Raw genomic sequence first — 17,990 nt, 5'->3', positions numbered from 1 at the left:
ATGACCGAGGGGACAGTCCTCCCTCCACCAGAAATGCCCTGGGAGTGTAGATGTCTACGTCGCGCGCCGTACCGGTCACCTTGGCCGAAATCGCCCGCCTTGCGGGTGTGGGACGAGCCGCGGTGAGCAATTGGCGGCGGCGGCATCCGTCCTTCCCTGAGCGGATCGCCGGCACCGACACCAACCCTCAGTTCTCCTTGACCGACATCGAGGGCTGGCTGCGCGACAACAAGAAGTTGAAGAAGTCCGCCGAGAGGGAATGGCTGTGGCCCGGTTTCGAAGCGCTCGGCGGGCGTGACGAGACCGGGGCCGCGATCGCCGAGGTAGGACGGCTCCTCTCCGGGCGGGCGGGCGACGAAGGCGAGGAGATCCGTGCCGACACACGGGCGCTGATCGAACGGGCCGTGGATCTCGGACAGTGTGAAGGGGCCACGGAAACGTTCGCGTTTCTGCTGCGCCGTTGGCTCGACGTCCATGTGCGCCAGATCGCCACGACCCCGGAACCGCTGGCATCCCTCATGGCACAACTCGCCCTCAGGGCTGCCAGCGACGTGGCGGACAACAGCCCGGGCAGCTCCGGCGGCACAACGGTCATGGACCCTGCGTGCGGCCCCGGGCATCTCCTCCTGGCCGCGGCCGACGCCGTGAGGGCGTCCGGCGCCGGGGCACTCACGCTACTCGGCAGTGACCGGGACGCCGTCCTCGCCTCGCTTGCGGACTCCCGCGTGGCCCTCGCCGAGAGCGAGGGCCACGGGCAGAAGGAGAGGGCGCAGGTCTCCGTACGGGCTGCGGACTCCCTACGCGACGACCCGTTCTCCGGCACCTCCGCCGACATCGTCCTGTGCAACCCGCCCTTCAACGAACGGGACTGGGGATACGAGGAGTTGGCCACCGATGCCCGCTGGAGCCACGGCCTTCCCCCGCGCACCGAGCCCGAACTCGCCTGGGTCCAGCACTGCCTGGCACAGCTGCGGCCGGGCGGCACCGCGGTACTGCTGCTGCCGCCCGCCGTCGCGGCCAGAAAGGCCGGCCGCCGCATCCGCGGCTCGCTGCTGCGCACCGGGCAACTGCGAGCCGTCGTCGCGTTGCCGCCGGGCTGCGCCGCCCCGCACAGTGTCTCCCTGCACCTGTGGGTGCTGCGGATGCCCGCCCACGGGGAAGGTACACCGGTGGGCGATCGGCTGCTGGTCGCCGACGCCGCCTCGCGCTTCCCTCGGGACCCGGAGGAGAAGTGGACCCCCGACTGGGCAGCGATCAGCGCTTTCGTGCGCGAGGCCGTCGAAGAGGCCGACTCCCCGCAGGCCCCTGCCTACGTGCGACAGGTGCCCGTCATCGAACTCCTCAACGACGAGGTCGACCTCACCCCTGGACGCCACATCGCCCCGTCGCCGGTGGACACGGCACCCCGACTGGCCGAATCCTGGCGGGAATTCACCGGGCTCACCGCGCACGTGAACAAGTTGGCCAGGCTGCTCGCGGCGCTCGACCTCGCCACGGCCGAGGCGGACACACCGACCGCAACCACAGTCGCCGAGCTCGCCCGAGCCGGGGCGCTCACCCTGCGCGGCGGCCAGCAGCCGCCGGAGGAATCGATCCACGCCGGCCCGCCGTCCGACGACGACATCCCCCTCCTCACCGTCCCCGATCTTCTGGTAGACGGCGAACCCCGCAGTTGGCTCGCCCACGGCACCGCGGCGGCCGGAGAGGCCGTCATCGCCGAACCCGGGGACATCGTGGTGGTGGGCGTCGCCCGTGCCTTCTCCGCCTGGGTCAACGAGGGGCCGCCGACCGCCCTCGGTCCCCAACTGCATGCCGTGCGAGTACAGCCCGAACAGCTCGACGCCTGGTTCCTAGCCGGTTCACTGCGGGCTCCCGCCAATGCCCGGCAGGCCGGCACCCACACCACGAGCTCCTCCCGCATCGACGTCCGCCGTCTCCAGATCCGCCAGATCCCTCTCGGAGAACAGCGGCGCTACGGAGAGGCGTTCCGCGAACTCACCGCCTTCGAACGGCTCTTGCGTCGCGCAGCCGACCTCGGCACGAGCCTCGTCCGCGATCTCGGCGACGAGCTGGCGGCGGGGCGGCTGGCCAACCGGGCGTAGCACATCGGCTCGCCAACACCAGTCAGCGTCACGCCTCCCTGCGCCTGGGCTCGGCCAGGCGGGCCGTGAGCTGGGCGTCGACCGCGCGGCGTAGGGCCTCGACCTGAGCCGCGAGTTCTGCTGGCAGGCCAGCGGCCGTGCGGCCCGCCGTGTCGACCGCCGCGATGACCGCCTCCAGTTCCCCGAAGGCGAGTCGACATTCAGCCATGCGCAGCCGAATCAGCGCGCGATCGGCCTGCTCGGCCGGCCCGCCCCCATGAATGAGACCGTCGTCGACGGCCTGATAGAGGCGGGCCGCAGCGCCGAAATTGCCGGAGAGGCGGAATCCGTCCGCAGCCCCCTGCCACACGCGACGCACCAGAGGGCGCTTCTCACCCCACTCCTCGCGGACCCGTTCTGTCAGACCGTGCAGCCGGTCGATCGCGTCGCCCGGCTCACCGGTCGCGATCTCCGCTTCGGCCTGCGCGCAGAGCTGTTCCACGACGCGGGCGTCCAGCCACTCATCTGCTGGTGCGGACGCGACAGGCAGCGTGAGAGCGACCGGGCGCAGACGAGCAGCCCGGTCCCGCGGCCGACGCATGGGGGCTGTGGGGTCGGGGTGGGTGCGGGGCCGGGGCTCGGGATCGCCAACCCCCGGGGCGAACGGGTCGAGGACTTCCAGGACCTCGTCAACGGCCGGGCGCTGCTCGGGCTTCTTGGCGAGCATGCGCAGCACCAGATCGTCGATCGGCTCCGGGATGCCCGCGGCGTACGTGCTCGGTGGCAGCGGCACCTCGTTGAGGTGCTTGTCGGTCAGGCCGGACTCCGCGCCGAGCGGGAATGGGGGCCGCCCGGTGAGGAGCTCGTAGAAGATGCAGCCGAAGCAGTAAACATCCGTGCGCGTGGTGGGCTCGCGCTCCAGGAGCTGCTCCGGCGCCAGATAACCGCGGGTGCCAAGCGTCGAACCGTGCGCCGTGTAACGGGTGACGTCGGCGTGCAGCGGCCTGGCGATGCCGAAGTCGATGAGGACGACCCACCCCTCTTCATCGATCATGAGGTTCGCGGGCTTGAGGTCCCGGTGTACGACCGGGAGAGTATGTGCGCAGGCCAATGCCCCTGCCACCTGGACGGCGACGGCGACCGCCGTGGCCAGGGGCAGGGGGCTGTGCTCGTCAAGGAAGGTCCGCAGACTCACTCCGGTCACCAGGCGCATGGCGATGTAGGGGACACCCTGGTGCGATCCGCTCCCGTACAGTTCGGTGATTCCCCGGTGGTCGAGCGTGCCCAGGAGGTTGGCCTCGCGCCGGAACCGGGCGTTCCTGACGGCGAGTTCGGCATCTCGCTCGTACGGGTCGAGGCAGTACAGGGCCTCGGAGTCGTGGCGCAGGAACTTCACCGCCACCTCCCGCCCCCCGGACACCTCTCGGGCCCGCCAGACCTGGGCCATCCCGCCCTTGCCCAGAGAGTTCTTCAACTCGTAGCGCCCGTCGACCAGATCACCCACGCCGGGCTTGTACGTATCCGCGTCCACCACTGTGCCCCTTCGCACCACTGCGCATCAGACCCACCAGCGTAGCGTGAAAGATTCTGGACGCGGGACGTCCATGGACTCAGTTCACAAATCTATGCCATGCTCAAGTGGTGCCCGGACGTCCTCGGACTCCCGTTGCCCTGGGCACCCTCCTGCCCATACCGCCTGCCACGGAGGTCACCATGCGAAATCCACCCGGCGTCGCCGGCCACGACTGGTTGATCAGGGCGAGCCCCCGGATGGCCCGGCCCGACGACGCGGCCTGTCCCACCCACCGACGCACCGCCATGCGGCCCCTGCTCGTCGCCGACCCGACCGTGCCGTTCCGGCGGCCACCCCGCGAGGAGTTCGGGTTCGGCCCGCTCTTCACCGCCCTCGACCTGGTGGAACACGACGGATGGCCCGTGGAGCGGGTACGCGAGGAACTCCGGGGCACCGGCGGTCCCTTCCGGGGATGGGGCGCCCCGGTCCACCCCGCCCACCTGGCCTGGACCGCCCACGCCCTGGAGCGCTACGTAGCCGCCCGTACCCGCGAACAGGCAGCCGCCGTCGAGGCCGGGCTGCCTGAGACCAAGCCGGTGAAGCAGGCATGGACGTGGCGCACCCCCCGCACGGACACTCCCGACGTCCGTGGCGCCCGGCAGTACGAGCACACCCTCTGGGGCCGCATGTACGCCTCCTCCGACGGAAGGGTGCGCGACCTGTGGCTGCCTTCCATGGGCCGGGCCAAGACCGGCCGCCCCGACGCGGAACTCGGGGCCGTGGCGCAGGTGATGGCCTTCGGCGCGCCCACACCTCGCCGCAAACAACGCGCCCAGCCCCCGCCCACCGCGACCGAAAGCACCTGCCCGCCCGAATTGGTCCGTGTCTTCGACATCGGGTGCGCCGACGGGTCCGTGGAGGAGCTGCTCTCCGAAGGCCCCGACGCGGCGAGACAGCGGTTCAGGACCGACGCTGCGCCTGCCTTCGTCACGGCTGCCACCGAACCCGGCGTGCGGCCCGGGGAGAGCTGTGTCAACTGCAAGGCCATCGCCGGCTGCGCGGATCTGAAGCGCACCCCACGGCTGTGGGGCGGGCGCCCTCCGGCTCTCGCACGCGAACGCCGCTCCGTCTCCGTCTGGGACCTGCGACTGCACGCCGAGTGCCCCGCCCAGTATCACCTGGTGCGACGACTGCACCTCAACGACCTCTCGGCCGAGGACCGGGGGGCACGGCGCGGCAGAGCCGTCGACGCCTGGCTCGACGCAGAGCACGCCGAACGCCCGGTGCGCGGCTGCCGGGACCGCGAGATCCCCGAGCCGATGGCGGTACGGGCCAGGGCCGGGCTCGACGACACCTCCGCACGCGAGGCTGCCGGGATGCTCGCGGAACATCGACTGCTGTGCCCCCTCAACGGACTTGACGCCGACGAGCAGGTGCTCGTACAGCATCGGGTCACGGCCTACGTGCCAGAACTCGACATCGTCGTCCTCGCTGTACCCGACCTGGTGTACACCCACCGCGGCCGATGGATCTGGCGCGAGACCAAGACGTCGGCCCGACCGCTGTGGGAACGCGATTCCCTGCTCCGCACCTATCCCCAACTCGCCCTCGGTGTCCTGCTGTTCCACGCGGGCGCGCTCGGCGACGACCCGCGCCGCACCTGGGTCGAACTGGAGCATCTGCGTGAGGTCCGTGGGGAGAGTCGACTCGAACCCATCGACCCCGGCCGCGCCGAGATCGTCGACGAAGCCCGGGCCGTCATCGCCGAACTCGCCCAGCCACTCCTGGACGACACCACCTACGAACCGAGGACCGGACGCCACTGCCACGGTTGTCAGGCCCGGACGTGGTGTCGGCCCGGCACCGCCTACGTCATTGACCATCCGCGCCCGTCGAGCCCCGACACGCAGACCTCGCCGCGAGGGGACACCCCGCCCCATGCCTGACCAACAACTCGTACCGGACTGGCTGTCCAACCCCGATGTCGTCCTCCTGCGGGACGTGGCCACCGCCGTTCTGCACCTGGCGGCCGTCGACCGTCTTGACTCCTTCGCTCTGCCCTACCCGGCCGGCGCGCAGCGGGCCCTGGATGCCCTAGTGCTTCAGTGCCTGCGCAGCGGTGCCAAGCCCCCGGCCGGTGTGCCCGAGATGATGCGCTGGGCCCGCGCCCGTCCCTTGGGCAGTTGGCCCCTCGACCGGCTGCCTGCGGACCTGTTCGACACCGCAGACCGAATGATCGACGAGGATTCCGGAGAGCCCACGCAGCTCTGCCACGAGCTCGCCGTGCGGGGATATGGGGACAGCACCGGACGGCAGTACGACCGCCTGGTGATCCATGAGGCCCTGCGCGCCTGCCGGGCCGTGTCGTCACCCGAGTCGTACACGGCCTTCCGTCGCCTCCTGGTGAATCGGCCCGTCCTCACCGAAGCCGACTGGGCCGAGGTGAGCACTGACCTCTTCCTCGATCCCGTGCGCTTCCTCATCGAGGAGATCTACGCCCCCGTCCCCCTCGGGTTCCGCCGGGACGGCGCGTACCTGTGCTGTCACCGCTGCCTGACCCTGCTCCATCCGGTGTCCGACACCGAGTGGTGGTGCGAGCGCGACCAGTGTCGGCACCAAGGTCCCCCGCCGCACGGCCGGGAACTCGTCGCGTCGGAGGTGGGCGAGCTGCGTCAACTGCGGAAACCTCTGAGGCAGTTCGTCACCGGGCCGGGACGCGCCGAGGTCTCCCTGGAGGACGAGCTACGCGCCTTGGGCCTCACCGTCGAGATGTGGCCCGGCTTCGACGCGTACGACCTTCGCATCACCTTCCCCGACGGTCACGTGTGGGCCGTCGACGTCAAGGACTGGGCACACCCCGCTTTCCTCGGACGCGCCGCTACGGCCGTCCGCCCCGAGCCCCCGTACGACGAAGCCTGTTGGGTGGTGCCCGCATTCCGGGTGCGTGCCCGCCGCGACTACCTGGCCATGTATGCCAGGGAGCGGGGCCCGGGGGCTTGCGGTCTGCGGCTGCTGACGGACGACCAGCTGAAACGGGCCGCGCGGCTGCGGCTGTCCGGCGAACGCGGGCCGGACGCGTCCATCGCGCCCCTGCACACCGTGCCTCCGACAAGGGAGCACGACGGGGCCCGCACGGCGTCGTCCCGGTCCGAAAGTCAGACGGCGGCGACCGACGGCGCCGGGAAGAAGGGAGCAGACCATGCGTGACCGCAGCAGCTGGTACCAGCCGGTCGTCGCCGCACTGAGGCCTTGGCCCGAAGAACACGCCGGGACCCGGCCCGCTCTGCTCTGCCAGGTCGAGCTCGCTCTGCGGCTGATGGAGACCGTGGCGCCCGGTCACGCTGCCGACGGGGCGTGGACGCTCCTCGGCGGCTACGGTCTCGCCTTCGCGCGGGCCTCGAAGCTCCCCGCTGACACCACCGAACAGGTCGCGCTGGCCGCGGCCCGACACTTGCTCTGGCCGATGCGCCGCGGCCGGATGTGGCAGCAGAGCCTGGAGGCCTACCTGGAACTGCCCGAACGGCTGCGTGCGTACCGCGTCCCGGCGGCCGGGGAGCCCGCCCATCGGGTCCCTCTCAAGGTGGCGGCCGACCGCTTCACCACCTACGACGACGCGCTCGCGAACCTCCCCGGCTTCGCCACGAAGGTGCTTCCCCCTGCGGAAGCGGGTGAACACCGCTTCATGGACCGCCGCCACCGGCGCACTTCCGTCACGGTCCCCGCCGATCTCGTGCGGGACCCCTTCCCCGGCCACCCCCTCACCGCCGAACGCCCGGCCACCGCCGGCCCCCTCGACGTGCCACTCGACGAACTGGCTGACCTCGCACGGTGGATGGATGCGGAGGAGCAGCGGCGGGGGCTCAAGGCGGGGAACTGGGAGCAGCGTCTCGCCCAGCTCGACCTCGACACCCGTACCCCGGACGGGACAGCCTTCGAAGCCGCGTCCGCGCTACCGCTCGATCGGCTCACCCACCTCGTCGGTATGGTCGGCGCCGGCAAGTCGACCTTGATGACCCTGCTCGCCGTCTGGGCGTACCACAACGGCCTGCGCATCACTCTCGTCGTCGGCGATGTGGCCGAACAGCTGACACTGACCGAGCTGTTCCGCACGCTCGGCCTGAGCGCCGCCCTGGTGCAGGGGGGCACGACGCGGCCCCAGCACACCCAGCGGCTGCACCGCCGACTCGCCGCACGGGGAGAACACTCCCTGCTGGCTCACACCGAACCCGTCTTCGCCCACCTCAGCACCGCCTGCCCGCTGGACGCCCTTCGCGCACTCGACACGTCCGAGCCGCTGCGCTACACCGACGCGCCGTGCGGTGCCCTTCACCCCGCTCGGCGCCAGGAGACCGCCGAGGAGCCCGCGGCCGAGCGGGCGGTACGCGAGCTCGAACGAGCCCGAGGCGCCGTCGACAGGGAGGGCGCCACGGACAACACCGAGGCCGACGAAGAGGACCTGGGCATCCCGCACGCCTGCCCGCTGTGGAGCGTCTGCCCCCGACACTCAGCCGCGCGTGACCTCGTGGACGCGCTGATCTGGGTGGCCAATCCGGCCAGTCTCGTCCAGACCGCGGTTCCGCGTCAGCTCAACGCCGAGCGCCTGCGCTATCTGGAGCTGGCCTGCCTGCGCAGCGACATCATCGTCGTCGACGAGGCCGACCGCGTACAGATGCAGCTCGACCAGATGTTCGCCCCGTCGGCCACCCTCGTCACCACCGGTGTCTCCGACTCTTGGCTCGACCAGCTACAGACCCACGAAATCGCCGAACTCGCCCGGCAGGGACGGCTGCAGCTCTCCAACCAGGACGTGGAACGGTGGTCCGCCGCCCTGGACGTCGTTGGTTCCGCCGCGGACCGGCTGTACGCCATGCTCATCGACGACGGAGCGATGCGGGACTGGGCGCAGATCGACTACTTCAGCGCGTGGACGCTCCAGGAGAAGCTGCTGCACGCCTGGTACCCGCTGACGCGAGGCCAGGCCGCCGGGCGACCGGACAGCACGAGCGAAGGGGACATCGAGGACGAGAGCGCACTCTACGAGGATGAGGAAGGGCTCGGGGCCGATGGCGGCTCCCCGGTCCCCGACGCTCCCTGGGCGCAGCGACGCACGGAGATCACCGGGTTCTTCGACACGTTCCGCGACGATCCGCTCGGCGGACGCGGCCCCTATGGAACCCCTGCCGACGAGCTCACCGCCCTCGCCCACGACGTCCTGCACACCCTCGACGAGAAACAGACACGGCGCCGTGTACGCGCGCTCCTCGACTCCTTCCTCGTCGGAGCGCCGAGCCCGGAACAGCGCCCCGTGCCCGCCGCCGAGCGAGGCAAGAAGCCTGCCCCCGAGGACGTACCGCTCACTGCGGAGTGGCGGGAACTCAACGCACGGCGCCTGGAGTTCACTCTCGTCCTCGCCGCCCTGCATCAACGCCTGGACCGGGTGACGTTCTTGTGGCCCCAGGTGGAGGCAGCGCTACGGCTGGACTCCGCGGCCCACGAACTGACCCGCCGCCCGCCCCTCGACTACGCGCCACTGCTGCCCGAAGCGCCCATGGGCAACGTCCTGGGCTTCCAGTACCTGGTGGACGAACGGGCCGCCGCCCGCGACAAGGACGGGCACCGCACCGGCACCCTGCGCTTCTTCCGGTGCGCGGGCGTGGGCCGGGAACTGCTCCTGGGTCTTCCCCAGCTCGGCGCCGACCCAGGCCTCGGCAAGGCAGGCCCACACGTGCTGCTGATGTCGGGCACCAGTTGGGCCGGCACCTCTACCCGGGCCCATGTCCTCGCCCCCGTCCGTGCCGTACTGAAACCGCAGCGCAAGGCTCTCGCCGCCATCCGGGAGACCGTGTTCCGCACCGAGTTCCTCTACGACGCCGCAGGACAGCCGATCCGGCTCTCCGGCCAGGACCCCGACCAGCGCGAGGACGTCCTGCGCCTGATGATCGACCGGCTCGCCCGATCCCGGAGCGACGGCAACTCCTCCCCTCTCCAGAGCGAACTCGCCCGAATCTCCGACCAGCGCCGCAAGCGTGCTCTGCTTCTGGTGGGCAGCTACACGGAAGCCAAGGTGGCCGCCACAGCCCTGAACGAGATCCCGCGCTGGCGTGGCCGGGTACGCGTTCTGGTCGCCGACGACGCCGAACTGGAGGCCGCCGTCGACGGGGCGGCACCGACGGGGCGCCAGGCGCCGGGCACGGGATCAGGTGCGGGAGCGGTCCGGCGTGGGGACCTCGCGTCCTTCGCCGACGACCCGGACGCCGAACTGCTCGTGGCACCCCTCCTGGCCGTGGAACGAGGACACAACATCCTCACCGTCCCCCAACGGCCCGGCGAGGAAAAGGTGGCGGCGTTCGGAACGGTGTTTTTCCTGGTCCGCCCGCACCCCCGCCCTGACGACCTCTCCCTGGCGGTCTTCGCCATCAACGACTGGGCGACGCGGTTCGTGCGCGGTCAGCTGAAGCTGCCGGACGAAGGGACGTTCAGCGACATGGTCACCCAGGCCGGGGACCTGAACGCGGCAGGTAGTGCCTTCAGGACCACCGCACGCGGCGTGTGGCGGCACGTACTGTCACGGCCCTACATCTACTCCTCGCTCTCTGATGACGAGAAGAAGTCCTTCGTCTGGGACCAGCTCGTCACCATCTGGCAGGTCATCGGGCGCCTCGTCCGCGGTGGCGTACCCGCCCGCGTCGTGTTCGTCGACGCGGCCTTCGCACCGCGACTCGCCGAGGCACAGGCGCCCTTCACCGGCCAGAACCGGCGTCCACGCCGCGCAGGCGACCCCGGGCTGCTGGTCAGGCTACGGGACGTTCTGGCGCCGTACTTCGCGCACACCGACACGGACACTGGCACCGTCGGGTACGGCGCGCGCACCGATCCCGCCGACGCCGCACTCGTCAAGCTGCTCTACCGCCCGCTGTACGAAGCACTGTGCGCCATGGGGACGTCACCCAGCCCGCGATCGGTCGACTGAAGCACGCCAACCACCGCCCTGGGCAGCACTGTTAGCGGGCAACCGCACCCGCCACGTACGGACATCGCAGGGAGAACCCACATGTACAAGAACATCCGCCGATCCGCGTACCACCTGGCCGAGGAGGGCACCCCCTGGACCGAGGACTTCCACGCACTCCCTTTCCCCGAACACTGGCACGCCGGACTCCTCGAACTGCACAACCACGGGCGGGACGAGGAGAAGCGGCAGCCGACGCTGCCCACCCGCCGACTCGACGGTGTGCTCCAGACCCTCGCCCCCGACGTGATCGTCCGCCCCCGGCCGCGGACCCCCGTGGAACCGGGGCCGCAGGCCCCCGAGGACTTCTGGATGTATGTACCGGCCTCGGCGCCCGACCCCCTCCCGGGCCGTTCCATGCAGCAACTCCTCGACGCCTGGCTGCGTACCCTCGGCCCCAAGGACTCTGCACAGGATCCCAGGTTCCGCTCGCTGTTGCTCGCGAGCAGCACCGAGCTGAAGCAGAACCTGCCTAAGTGGCAGCCCGTCAAAGGCGTCGACCTCCTCACCACCCCGACCACCCGGGGCGGCACTGCCGCCCCGGAACCGCGCCAGTTCCAACTCGCCACCGACGCCCTGGCACGCCGCATCCTGACCCTCGACCCCTTCCCGTTCGAGGGCGGGGAGCTGCGGTTCCGGGCACTGCCCCGCGGACCTCGCGACCAAGGCGCGGAACTCATGTCGCAGCCCCTGTGCCGGACCGTCAAACGCAAGGAATGGTGGTTCTCCGTCCTCCTGAACATCTCCCTGCACACCACACCGTTCGACCCCAGGCCGCGTCTCCACCTGCACTGGGGTGTACGCCGCTGGGCGACCCACCCTCGGACCACCACCAAACGCCTCAACCTGCCCTACCGAGAGGCCACTACCGTCTACCTGCGGCCCACCATCCCCTGGCTGCCCGGCGCACCGGCCACCGAACGCTACGCACTGGCACGCCTGCGCCGCGACCGGGCCGCCGACACCTTCGTCTGGTCGGAGAACGACACCGCCGGCATCCTGCGCGGACTCAGCCTCGCCGGCAACTTCCCCGACCCCGAACAGCTCCTCACCGAACCGGTCTCCTGGATCGGCGAGGGCCGCGGCGTCCGCGCCGCCGTGGTCCACAGCACCAGAATGGGCAAGCACGAGATCGGCACCGGCTTCATGCCCAACCAGCGGGCCCAGCTCACCGAATGGGCCGAGCAGGCCCTTCCTGAAACACTGGCCCGGGTACCCGACCTCACGCGCGGACGCGGCAAGGGCATCGGCGCGCCGGAGAACCGGCGGCCCAAGCCCAGGACCGACGAGGCCAAGAAGACCGAGCTGCTGCGCGAGACCCAGGCACGGCGCGTGACACTCGCGGCACAGGCCCGGATCGCCTCCCACGGCCCGGAACAGGCCGGCCCGCCCGTGGTGGAGGCCCGGCTGCTGTGGCAGTCGCCCGAGGTACGCGGCGAGGCAGTGGAACAGTTCGCCAAGGCCCTGGGGCTCGACGGCGACGGCGGCGCCAGTGCCGCCCACGTCACGGACCGGGACTTCGACGAGGCCACGCCCGGAGCACCGGTGGTCCTGGAGTGGCGGACGGCGGAGGTCACACTCCGGCTGCGCTGCCTGCCCCTCGCCGACGGACTGGGCGACCGGCTCGTGCCCGACCTGGCGGTCAAGGGCAAAGGCGCGGCGCTCGCGGCGGCCGTCGCCGAACGGCGCCGCGCCCTACGCGCCTGGCTCCGCGCGGACGGCGCGGACCCCTCCCGCCCCGGACTCGCCCTCGTGGAAGTCGCACACCGCAGTACATTTCGCCCGGCGTCGACGGACCCCAAGTTCGCCATCCGCCTCGGGTGCGCCGACGCAGGCCTGCTGACTCAGTTCGTAGTCACCCCGTCCACCGATCGGCAGATCGATAATGCGGAAAGCCTCGACCACCGCACGTACAGCTCGTGGCTCGACGGACTGCGCCAGCTCGGTGTCCGCGTCCTGCCCCAGCACACCCTCGGTGACGATCTTCCGGACTCGCTGCAATACGCGGCGGTGTGGATGGTGAAACGTCGCAAGGACGGCCCGACCCGGTTGCCCAAGCACCTGCCTGTGGCCGTCCTCGTCACCCCGCTCCCGGCCGGGGAAGGCCTTGCAGCCGTACGCGGCTGGGATGACACCGCGGGGGAATGGGTGCCCTACCCTCAGTTCCTCCTCGGTCTGGTGAAACAGGCGGAGATCGGCCCCGAAGCGTTCACGGAACCCGAGACTTCAGACGATGACGCACGCCCCGATGCCCCTCGGGTCACCGGCAAGCAGTGGCGCAGTAACCTCGCCCAACAGCGCAGGGAGACCGCGGCCTTCCTCCAACGTGTGCTGCACTCCCTCCGAGGGCAGCCCACCGCACTGATCACCCATGCTCAGAACAGCCGACTCCACTGGCCATGGCTCCAGGACGGCCAGATCGAACGCGACCTGATCAAGCCCGGCCACGCCCCTGCAGGCCGACTGGACGACGAACTCCGCCTCGTGCGCGTGCGCGGGTGCGGCGGTCGCGAGAGCGCCCAGTGGTGGGGCCTGGCCGACCCGGGCAAGCCCCACGGGCAGCCGGCCGGCTTCTGGACACAGAATCCCCAGCAGCGGTACGGGGACGGGGCTTCGTCGCGCGAGCGGGTCTTCTACAGCACCACCGAACGCCCCAGAACCCATGCGATCTCCCCCGCACTCGACCGCCTCGCCACCCGGGTCAACGCGGCAGGCAACCTCACCTCACAGGCGGGCACCAGCGCCTGGAACCCGACCCTGGTGGAGATCGCGGTACTGGGCTGCCACGAGGACGACGACTCCGCAGCCCCAGTACTGGAAAAGTCCGACGACCCCGAGGCGCTGGCCCTCGCCATGCACCAGCTCCGCCAGGCCCCGGATTACGCCGCCGCCCTGTCTCTCCCCCTCCCCCTCCACCTCGCGGGGCAGGCCCAGGCATACGTCCTCCCGACACTCGCCGACGGCGACCAGACTTTGAACGAGGAGTCGCACACACCCGCCGGAGACCAGATCGGGGAGGATCCAGACCTCGCCGACGCGGCCGGACTATCCACGACGCCGGACGACGAGGCCGAGACGGCCCACGGCTGACGAGGGGATCGACAACTACGCAGTGCTGACGATGGAGGACACCGTATCCACGAGACCTGTGTTCTGACTGGGCGTTTCGCCGTGATGACGGGGTTCAGGTTCCTCACCCGGTCGGGGTGGTTTCCCTGGTGAGGCGGCGGATCATGAGGCCGATCATCGCGACATGGATCGCGGCTTCCGAGCGGGCGGGTAGGGCTTCGTAGTGGTTGATCCGAGTTCCGGTCCCGCGCAGTTCCGCGGTCACCCTGGGCGAGCCGTAGGCGCCGCCGGAATCGGCGTGGATCCGGCGGATCCGTTCGGCCAGGACCTCGTCCTGGTACCTGCGGACGGCGCTGGCATCAGCACCGCTGAGCCACTTGTAGTAGCTGGAGCGGTTGACGTCCAGGACCTGGCACAGCCGCTTCACCTCATAGGCGTCTCTGTGGTCGTGGACGAACTGGAAGCGGCTCACCAGTTCGTCTCGCCGGCGAAATACTTGGCCGCCCTGCGCAGGATGTCCCGCTCGGTGGCCAGCTTCCGCTCGTTGGCCTCGAGCTCGGCCACACGGGCCTCCAACTGCCGGGTCCGCTCGGCCGGATCGGCGGCCACGGCCGACTGTCCTGCCAGGGCCGCCTTCCCGCCCGACCTGGGGACGGTGGGGACGACACCGCGGCGTTCGCGGTCCCGCAGCACCCACTCACGCAGCGTCGCCCTGTTGATGCCCAGGTCAGCGGCAATGTCCTTGTACGTCGCTCCGAGCGTGGACTCGTACGGTATCGGCCCTGAACTCGTCCGAGTAGTCCTCCATCGCTATCGGCGGTGTTTTCGCTTCCTCCGGATCAAGCAGATCCAGTATCAGCATGTCCCCCCCATCAGGGCGAAGGCCCGAGCCGCGGAAGCGTTCGCTGTCGCACAGGCTGCTCGATCACAAGCACAACTGTGCAGTGCTGGGCGGCGATCGCCGATGCGCGATTGCTGGCGCAAGAAGTGAAGGTAGACAACCTCGCGTGGCGCTGCAACGGGCGACCCATTTCAGACTGGGCAATATCAATATCGGATCGTTAACCGTCGGAGTCTGCCTCGCCCACTCCTCTTCATTCCCACATTGGTGATGGTGGCGTCATAGCCGCCAACTACTGCTTGTTCGATGGCTCGACCAGATCGAGGCGTGGCTCCAGATGGGCTCGGGCCCGTGCGGAACGCCGACGCCTGGCGGCGCTGTACCAATGCCGACAACGCAGCGTAACGGGAATCGGCCAGGGCACGCCTTCGTAGGCGACATCAGCCACCGAGGGTGACAGGGCGCCAGCGTTGACCTGCCAGGAACCGCGCCGCGCTGCACGAGGCGCAGCCATCAAGTCCAGGTGCGGGTGCTCACCGGAAGTCGCAGGTCAGGCCACAAATTCCGTGTTGGTGATCGCATGGTGGTCGCAGTCGGCCATCCAGACGTGAAATCTGTAGCCTCGCGGGCTGATTGAAAAAGTCAGGACCGCAGGAGGCAGGAGAAAGTGGTGCGCAGTTCGGGGCGGCGGCGGGGTCGGGTCTACCGTCGGTGCGGGTGCCGCGACGCGGCTCGGCGCCGGCTCGGCGCCGGATGCCCGCGCCTGGTCGAGGAGGGGCACGGCACGTGGACCTTCGCCGTGGACATCCCCTCGCTCAGCGGTCGCAGGCGCACGGTGCGGCGCGGCGGTTTCGAGGACGACTTCGCCGCCGAGACGGCGCTGCGACGCTTCCTCGAAGGCCGCCAGCTGGGCTTCGACGCAGACCCGCACGAGACGGTGGCCGCCTACCTCACCAAGTGGCTGAAGTCGATGGAGTTCCTGCTCAAGCCCACCACGTACGCCCGCTACCGCACCTACGTGCTCTGCGAGTTGATCCCCGTGTTCGGCAAGATGCGCCTGGAGGAGCTCGCCCACGACCACATCGCCGCCTACGCACACGAGCAGCTCGAGTCCGGCCGCGGCCGCCAAGCCGTCTACCACTGCCTGGCCACGCTCTCCAGCGCCCTGGGGACCGCCGTCCGCACCCACCGGCTCCCCTTCAACGCGGCTCAGCCCCTGCCCATGCGCCGGCCCCGCGCCGACGAGCGCGTGCCCTGGAACGCGGAGCAGGCCGTCACCTTCCTTGCCCACTGCCGCGACGTCGACCCCGCCTTCGCCGACCTCTTCGAGGTCATCATCGGAACCGGCCTGCGCAAGGGCGAGGCGCTCGGGCTTCAACGCCAGTGCGTCCGGATCGAGGACCGCGTCATGTACATCCGCCACACCCTCTCCGCCATCGACAACCACGAACTCGTCCTGACCGCACCGAAGACGAAGAAGAGCCGCAACTGGGTGCCCCTGTCGGAGCGCGTCGCCGCCGCCCTCCAGCGCGCCATGGCCAGGAGCACCTCCACCGGCAATGACCACGTCTTCCAGGGCGCGGACGGCAAGCCCCTTCACCCGGCCGCGGTCCGCCGGCGCTTCCACGAGCTGCGCGAGCAGGCCGGCCTGCCCCACGTGACCATCCACGACCTGCGGCACCTTGCCGCGACCCTCGCCCTGGAGGGCAACGTCTCCATGGCGGTCATCTCCAAGACGCTGCGGCACTCCACGCTCTCGACCACTGCGAACATCTACAGCCACCTGACCTGGGAAGTGGCGATGGCCGCGGTCCACACCATCGAAGCCAGGCTCTGCCTCGTCGAAGCCCGCGCGCGCGGCGTTGACGTCCTCGCCCTCAGCGGCCCGGCACCGAATCCGCTCTTCAGCCACGCCGCCTGACGGCGCTACAGCCACGCCCTTCGCCAAGGGGGCGCACAACACCGGTCAGCCGGCCCACGGCTGACGTCCACTCAAGCAGCCGCTCACAGACGGCTGCCGCGGGTCTCACAAGCATGCCCGCCCACAGAAGAATCAACGTCACTCCGACGCGGAACCGCGTCCGAACGGCCTGCCAGCCGCGCTCAACTCGCCAACGAAGGAGGAACCAGGCACCCTGAGACGCCCCCGAGTACAGGTAGCGCCCTCCGAGTGCGACGTGAACGGGCGTTCACGACCACACTGCGACCACCAACCACGAAGGCCGTCTCTGCCATCCGGCGGAAACGGCCTCTGACCTGCAGTGATGCAAGTCGGGACGACAGGATTTGAACCTGCGACCCCTTGACCCCCAGCGCTCAACTACCATGAGGTGCAGGTAAATTGGAGGCTTCCAGCAGGAGTGGCGCCGCAGGCTGCTGACAGTGGCTCACTGTTTACTTCGCACACAAGTGTCCGTTTTCGCCCATCAGCATTCACGGGCGCCCATCGGGCGTGGTCCCAAAATGGTCCCCAGGCTGACCACCCCGCCCCAGCTACTGCCGGTGACCGAGATCTGTCGACCCTTCAGCAAACACCACCGTGCGACCCCGACAGCTGCTGCATCGATGGCGTCGACCGGCCCTCTGGGCCGCCGCCTGCGGGCGGATCGCGGTCCGCTTACCCACCAGCTACGAATCGTGATCTTCCATGCAGTGTGTCGTCTTGAGCGTGTCCTCGCCGACTGGTTCTGACGTGCCTCGCGCACCGCCCCGCACGCTCCGCCGCCACACCCGACACGGCAGCCGCCCTTGGCCCAGAGTCACCACCCAGTCCGAGAGGAGGGGAAGCTCATGGGACAGCGTGCGTAGCGGGGCAGGGTCTACCGGCGGTGAGGTTGTTCGGACTGCATGGCTCTGTACGGTCTTCGTCACCGACGCTTCCCACCAACCGGGGCCGGGCGTCCGGATCACCGGCCTGGACCACATTGTGCTGACCGTCACCGACATCGAACGGATCGTCGGATTCTACCGACGATCCCTGGGCATGACCCGGTCTCCTTCGGCGAAGGACGCCACGCGCTGACCTTCGGACCAGCAAGATCAACCTCCATGAGGCCGGCCGCGGACTCCTCCCCCGCGCCACTCATCCCCGCCGGGTCACCGATGCCTCGCAGGAACAGACCCTGGGCCATCTGTCCGCCTGCGGCGTTCCCATTCCGGAAGGCCCTGTGCCGCGCACCGGCGCGCGGGGGCCCATCAGCAGCATCTCCTGCGCGACCCGGACGGCAACCCGATCAAGATCAGCACCTACAGCGCTGGCCCAACCGATGAGAACTCGGCCACCTGATCACGACGAGTGCAACCCGCGTAAAAACGTCAGCCCCGACGCAGAAGCGTCGGGCCTTTGCCCCGAGTAGCGGTGATCACTGTCGCCGGCGGGCTTAGTGGCTGTTGTCGTTCCGATCTTGAGGGGTGCTGGTCGAACGGGAGTCTCGATCGGGTGAGTATGACGGCCGGCGCGCATGAAAGCAGGGCCTC

Annotated in this window: 10 protein-coding genes; 7 read left to right on the top strand and 3 right to left on the bottom strand. The window is 69.9% G+C overall.

Going from position 1 to position 17,990, the window contains the following annotated elements; genetic code table 11:
• Positions 1–50 precede the first annotated feature (50 nt).
• On the top strand, positions 51–2,102 hold the full coding sequence (locus ACZ6R9_RS13540; RefSeq protein WP_465538278.1) for an HsdM family class I SAM-dependent methyltransferase: 2,052 nt from the start codon (positions 51–53) through the stop codon (positions 2,100–2,102).
• 28 nt (positions 2,103–2,130) lie between these two features.
• On the opposite strand, the gene ACZ6R9_RS13535 is transcribed toward ACZ6R9_RS13540, so the two are convergent.
• A complete protein-coding gene (locus tag ACZ6R9_RS13535) occupies positions 2,131–3,585 on the bottom strand; it encodes a serine/threonine-protein kinase (RefSeq protein WP_465538277.1) in 1,455 nt (484 codons plus the stop codon).
• A 209-nt stretch (positions 3,586–3,794) separates the two neighbouring features.
• On the opposite strand from ACZ6R9_RS13535, the gene ACZ6R9_RS13530 reads away from it, so the two are divergent.
• From ACZ6R9_RS13530 to ACZ6R9_RS13515, 4 genes are all read left to right on the top strand, one after another.
• Positions 3,795–5,540, top strand: coding sequence for a PD-(D/E)XK nuclease family protein (locus tag ACZ6R9_RS13530; RefSeq protein ID WP_465538276.1), 1,746 nt, complete (start codon positions 3,795–3,797; stop codon positions 5,538–5,540).
• Complete coding sequence (locus ACZ6R9_RS13525; protein ID WP_465538275.1) at positions 5,533–6,801, top strand: pPIWI_RE_Y domain-containing protein; 1,269 nt, start codon at positions 5,533–5,535, stop codon at positions 6,799–6,801. Before ACZ6R9_RS13530 ends, ACZ6R9_RS13525 begins: the two co-directional genes overlap by 8 nt.
• The gene (locus tag ACZ6R9_RS13520; protein WP_465538274.1) at positions 6,794–10,564 is read left to right on the top strand and encodes a pPIWI_RE_Z domain-containing protein; all 3,771 of its coding nucleotides are present in this window, start codon (positions 6,794–6,796) and stop codon (positions 10,562–10,564) included. The genes ACZ6R9_RS13525 and ACZ6R9_RS13520 overlap by 8 nt, the downstream gene beginning before the upstream one ends.
• Positions 10,565–10,645: 81 nt before the next feature.
• Positions 10,646–13,693: a pPIWI_RE module domain-containing protein gene (locus ACZ6R9_RS13515; protein WP_465538273.1), complete on the top strand. Its 3,048-nt coding sequence runs from the start codon at positions 10,646–10,648 to the stop codon at positions 13,691–13,693.
• 103 nt (positions 13,694–13,796) lie between these two features.
• On the opposite strand, the gene ACZ6R9_RS13510 is transcribed toward ACZ6R9_RS13515, so the two are convergent.
• On the bottom strand, positions 13,797–14,144 hold the full coding sequence (locus ACZ6R9_RS13510) for an IS3 family transposase (protein ID WP_465538272.1): 348 nt from the start codon (positions 14,142–14,144) through the stop codon (positions 13,797–13,799).
• Positions 14,141–14,281, bottom strand: coding sequence for a hypothetical protein (locus ACZ6R9_RS13505; protein ID WP_465538271.1), 141 nt, complete (start codon positions 14,279–14,281; stop codon positions 14,141–14,143). The genes ACZ6R9_RS13510 and ACZ6R9_RS13505 overlap by 4 nt, the downstream gene beginning before the upstream one ends.
• Before the next feature lie 1,031 nt (positions 14,282–15,312).
• On the opposite strand from ACZ6R9_RS13505, the gene ACZ6R9_RS13500 reads away from it, so the two are divergent.
• Both ACZ6R9_RS13500 and ACZ6R9_RS13495 read left to right on the top strand, forming a co-directional pair.
• Entirely contained in the window at positions 15,313–16,434 is a 1,122-nt protein-coding gene (locus tag ACZ6R9_RS13500; protein WP_465538270.1) for a tyrosine-type recombinase/integrase, read from the top strand.
• Between the two features lie 726 nt (positions 16,435–17,160).
• Positions 17,161–17,535 (top strand): VOC family protein, encoded by a 375-nt coding sequence (locus ACZ6R9_RS13495; RefSeq protein ID WP_465538269.1) that lies wholly within the window; start codon positions 17,161–17,163, stop codon positions 17,533–17,535.
• Positions 17,536–17,990 lie beyond the last annotated feature (455 nt).

The sequence above is a fragment of the Kitasatospora sp. NPDC048662 genome (genome assembly GCF_055587065.1).
Note: the sequence above shows the minus strand (reverse complement) of the source record. Positions and strands in the feature narration are given on the sequence as shown.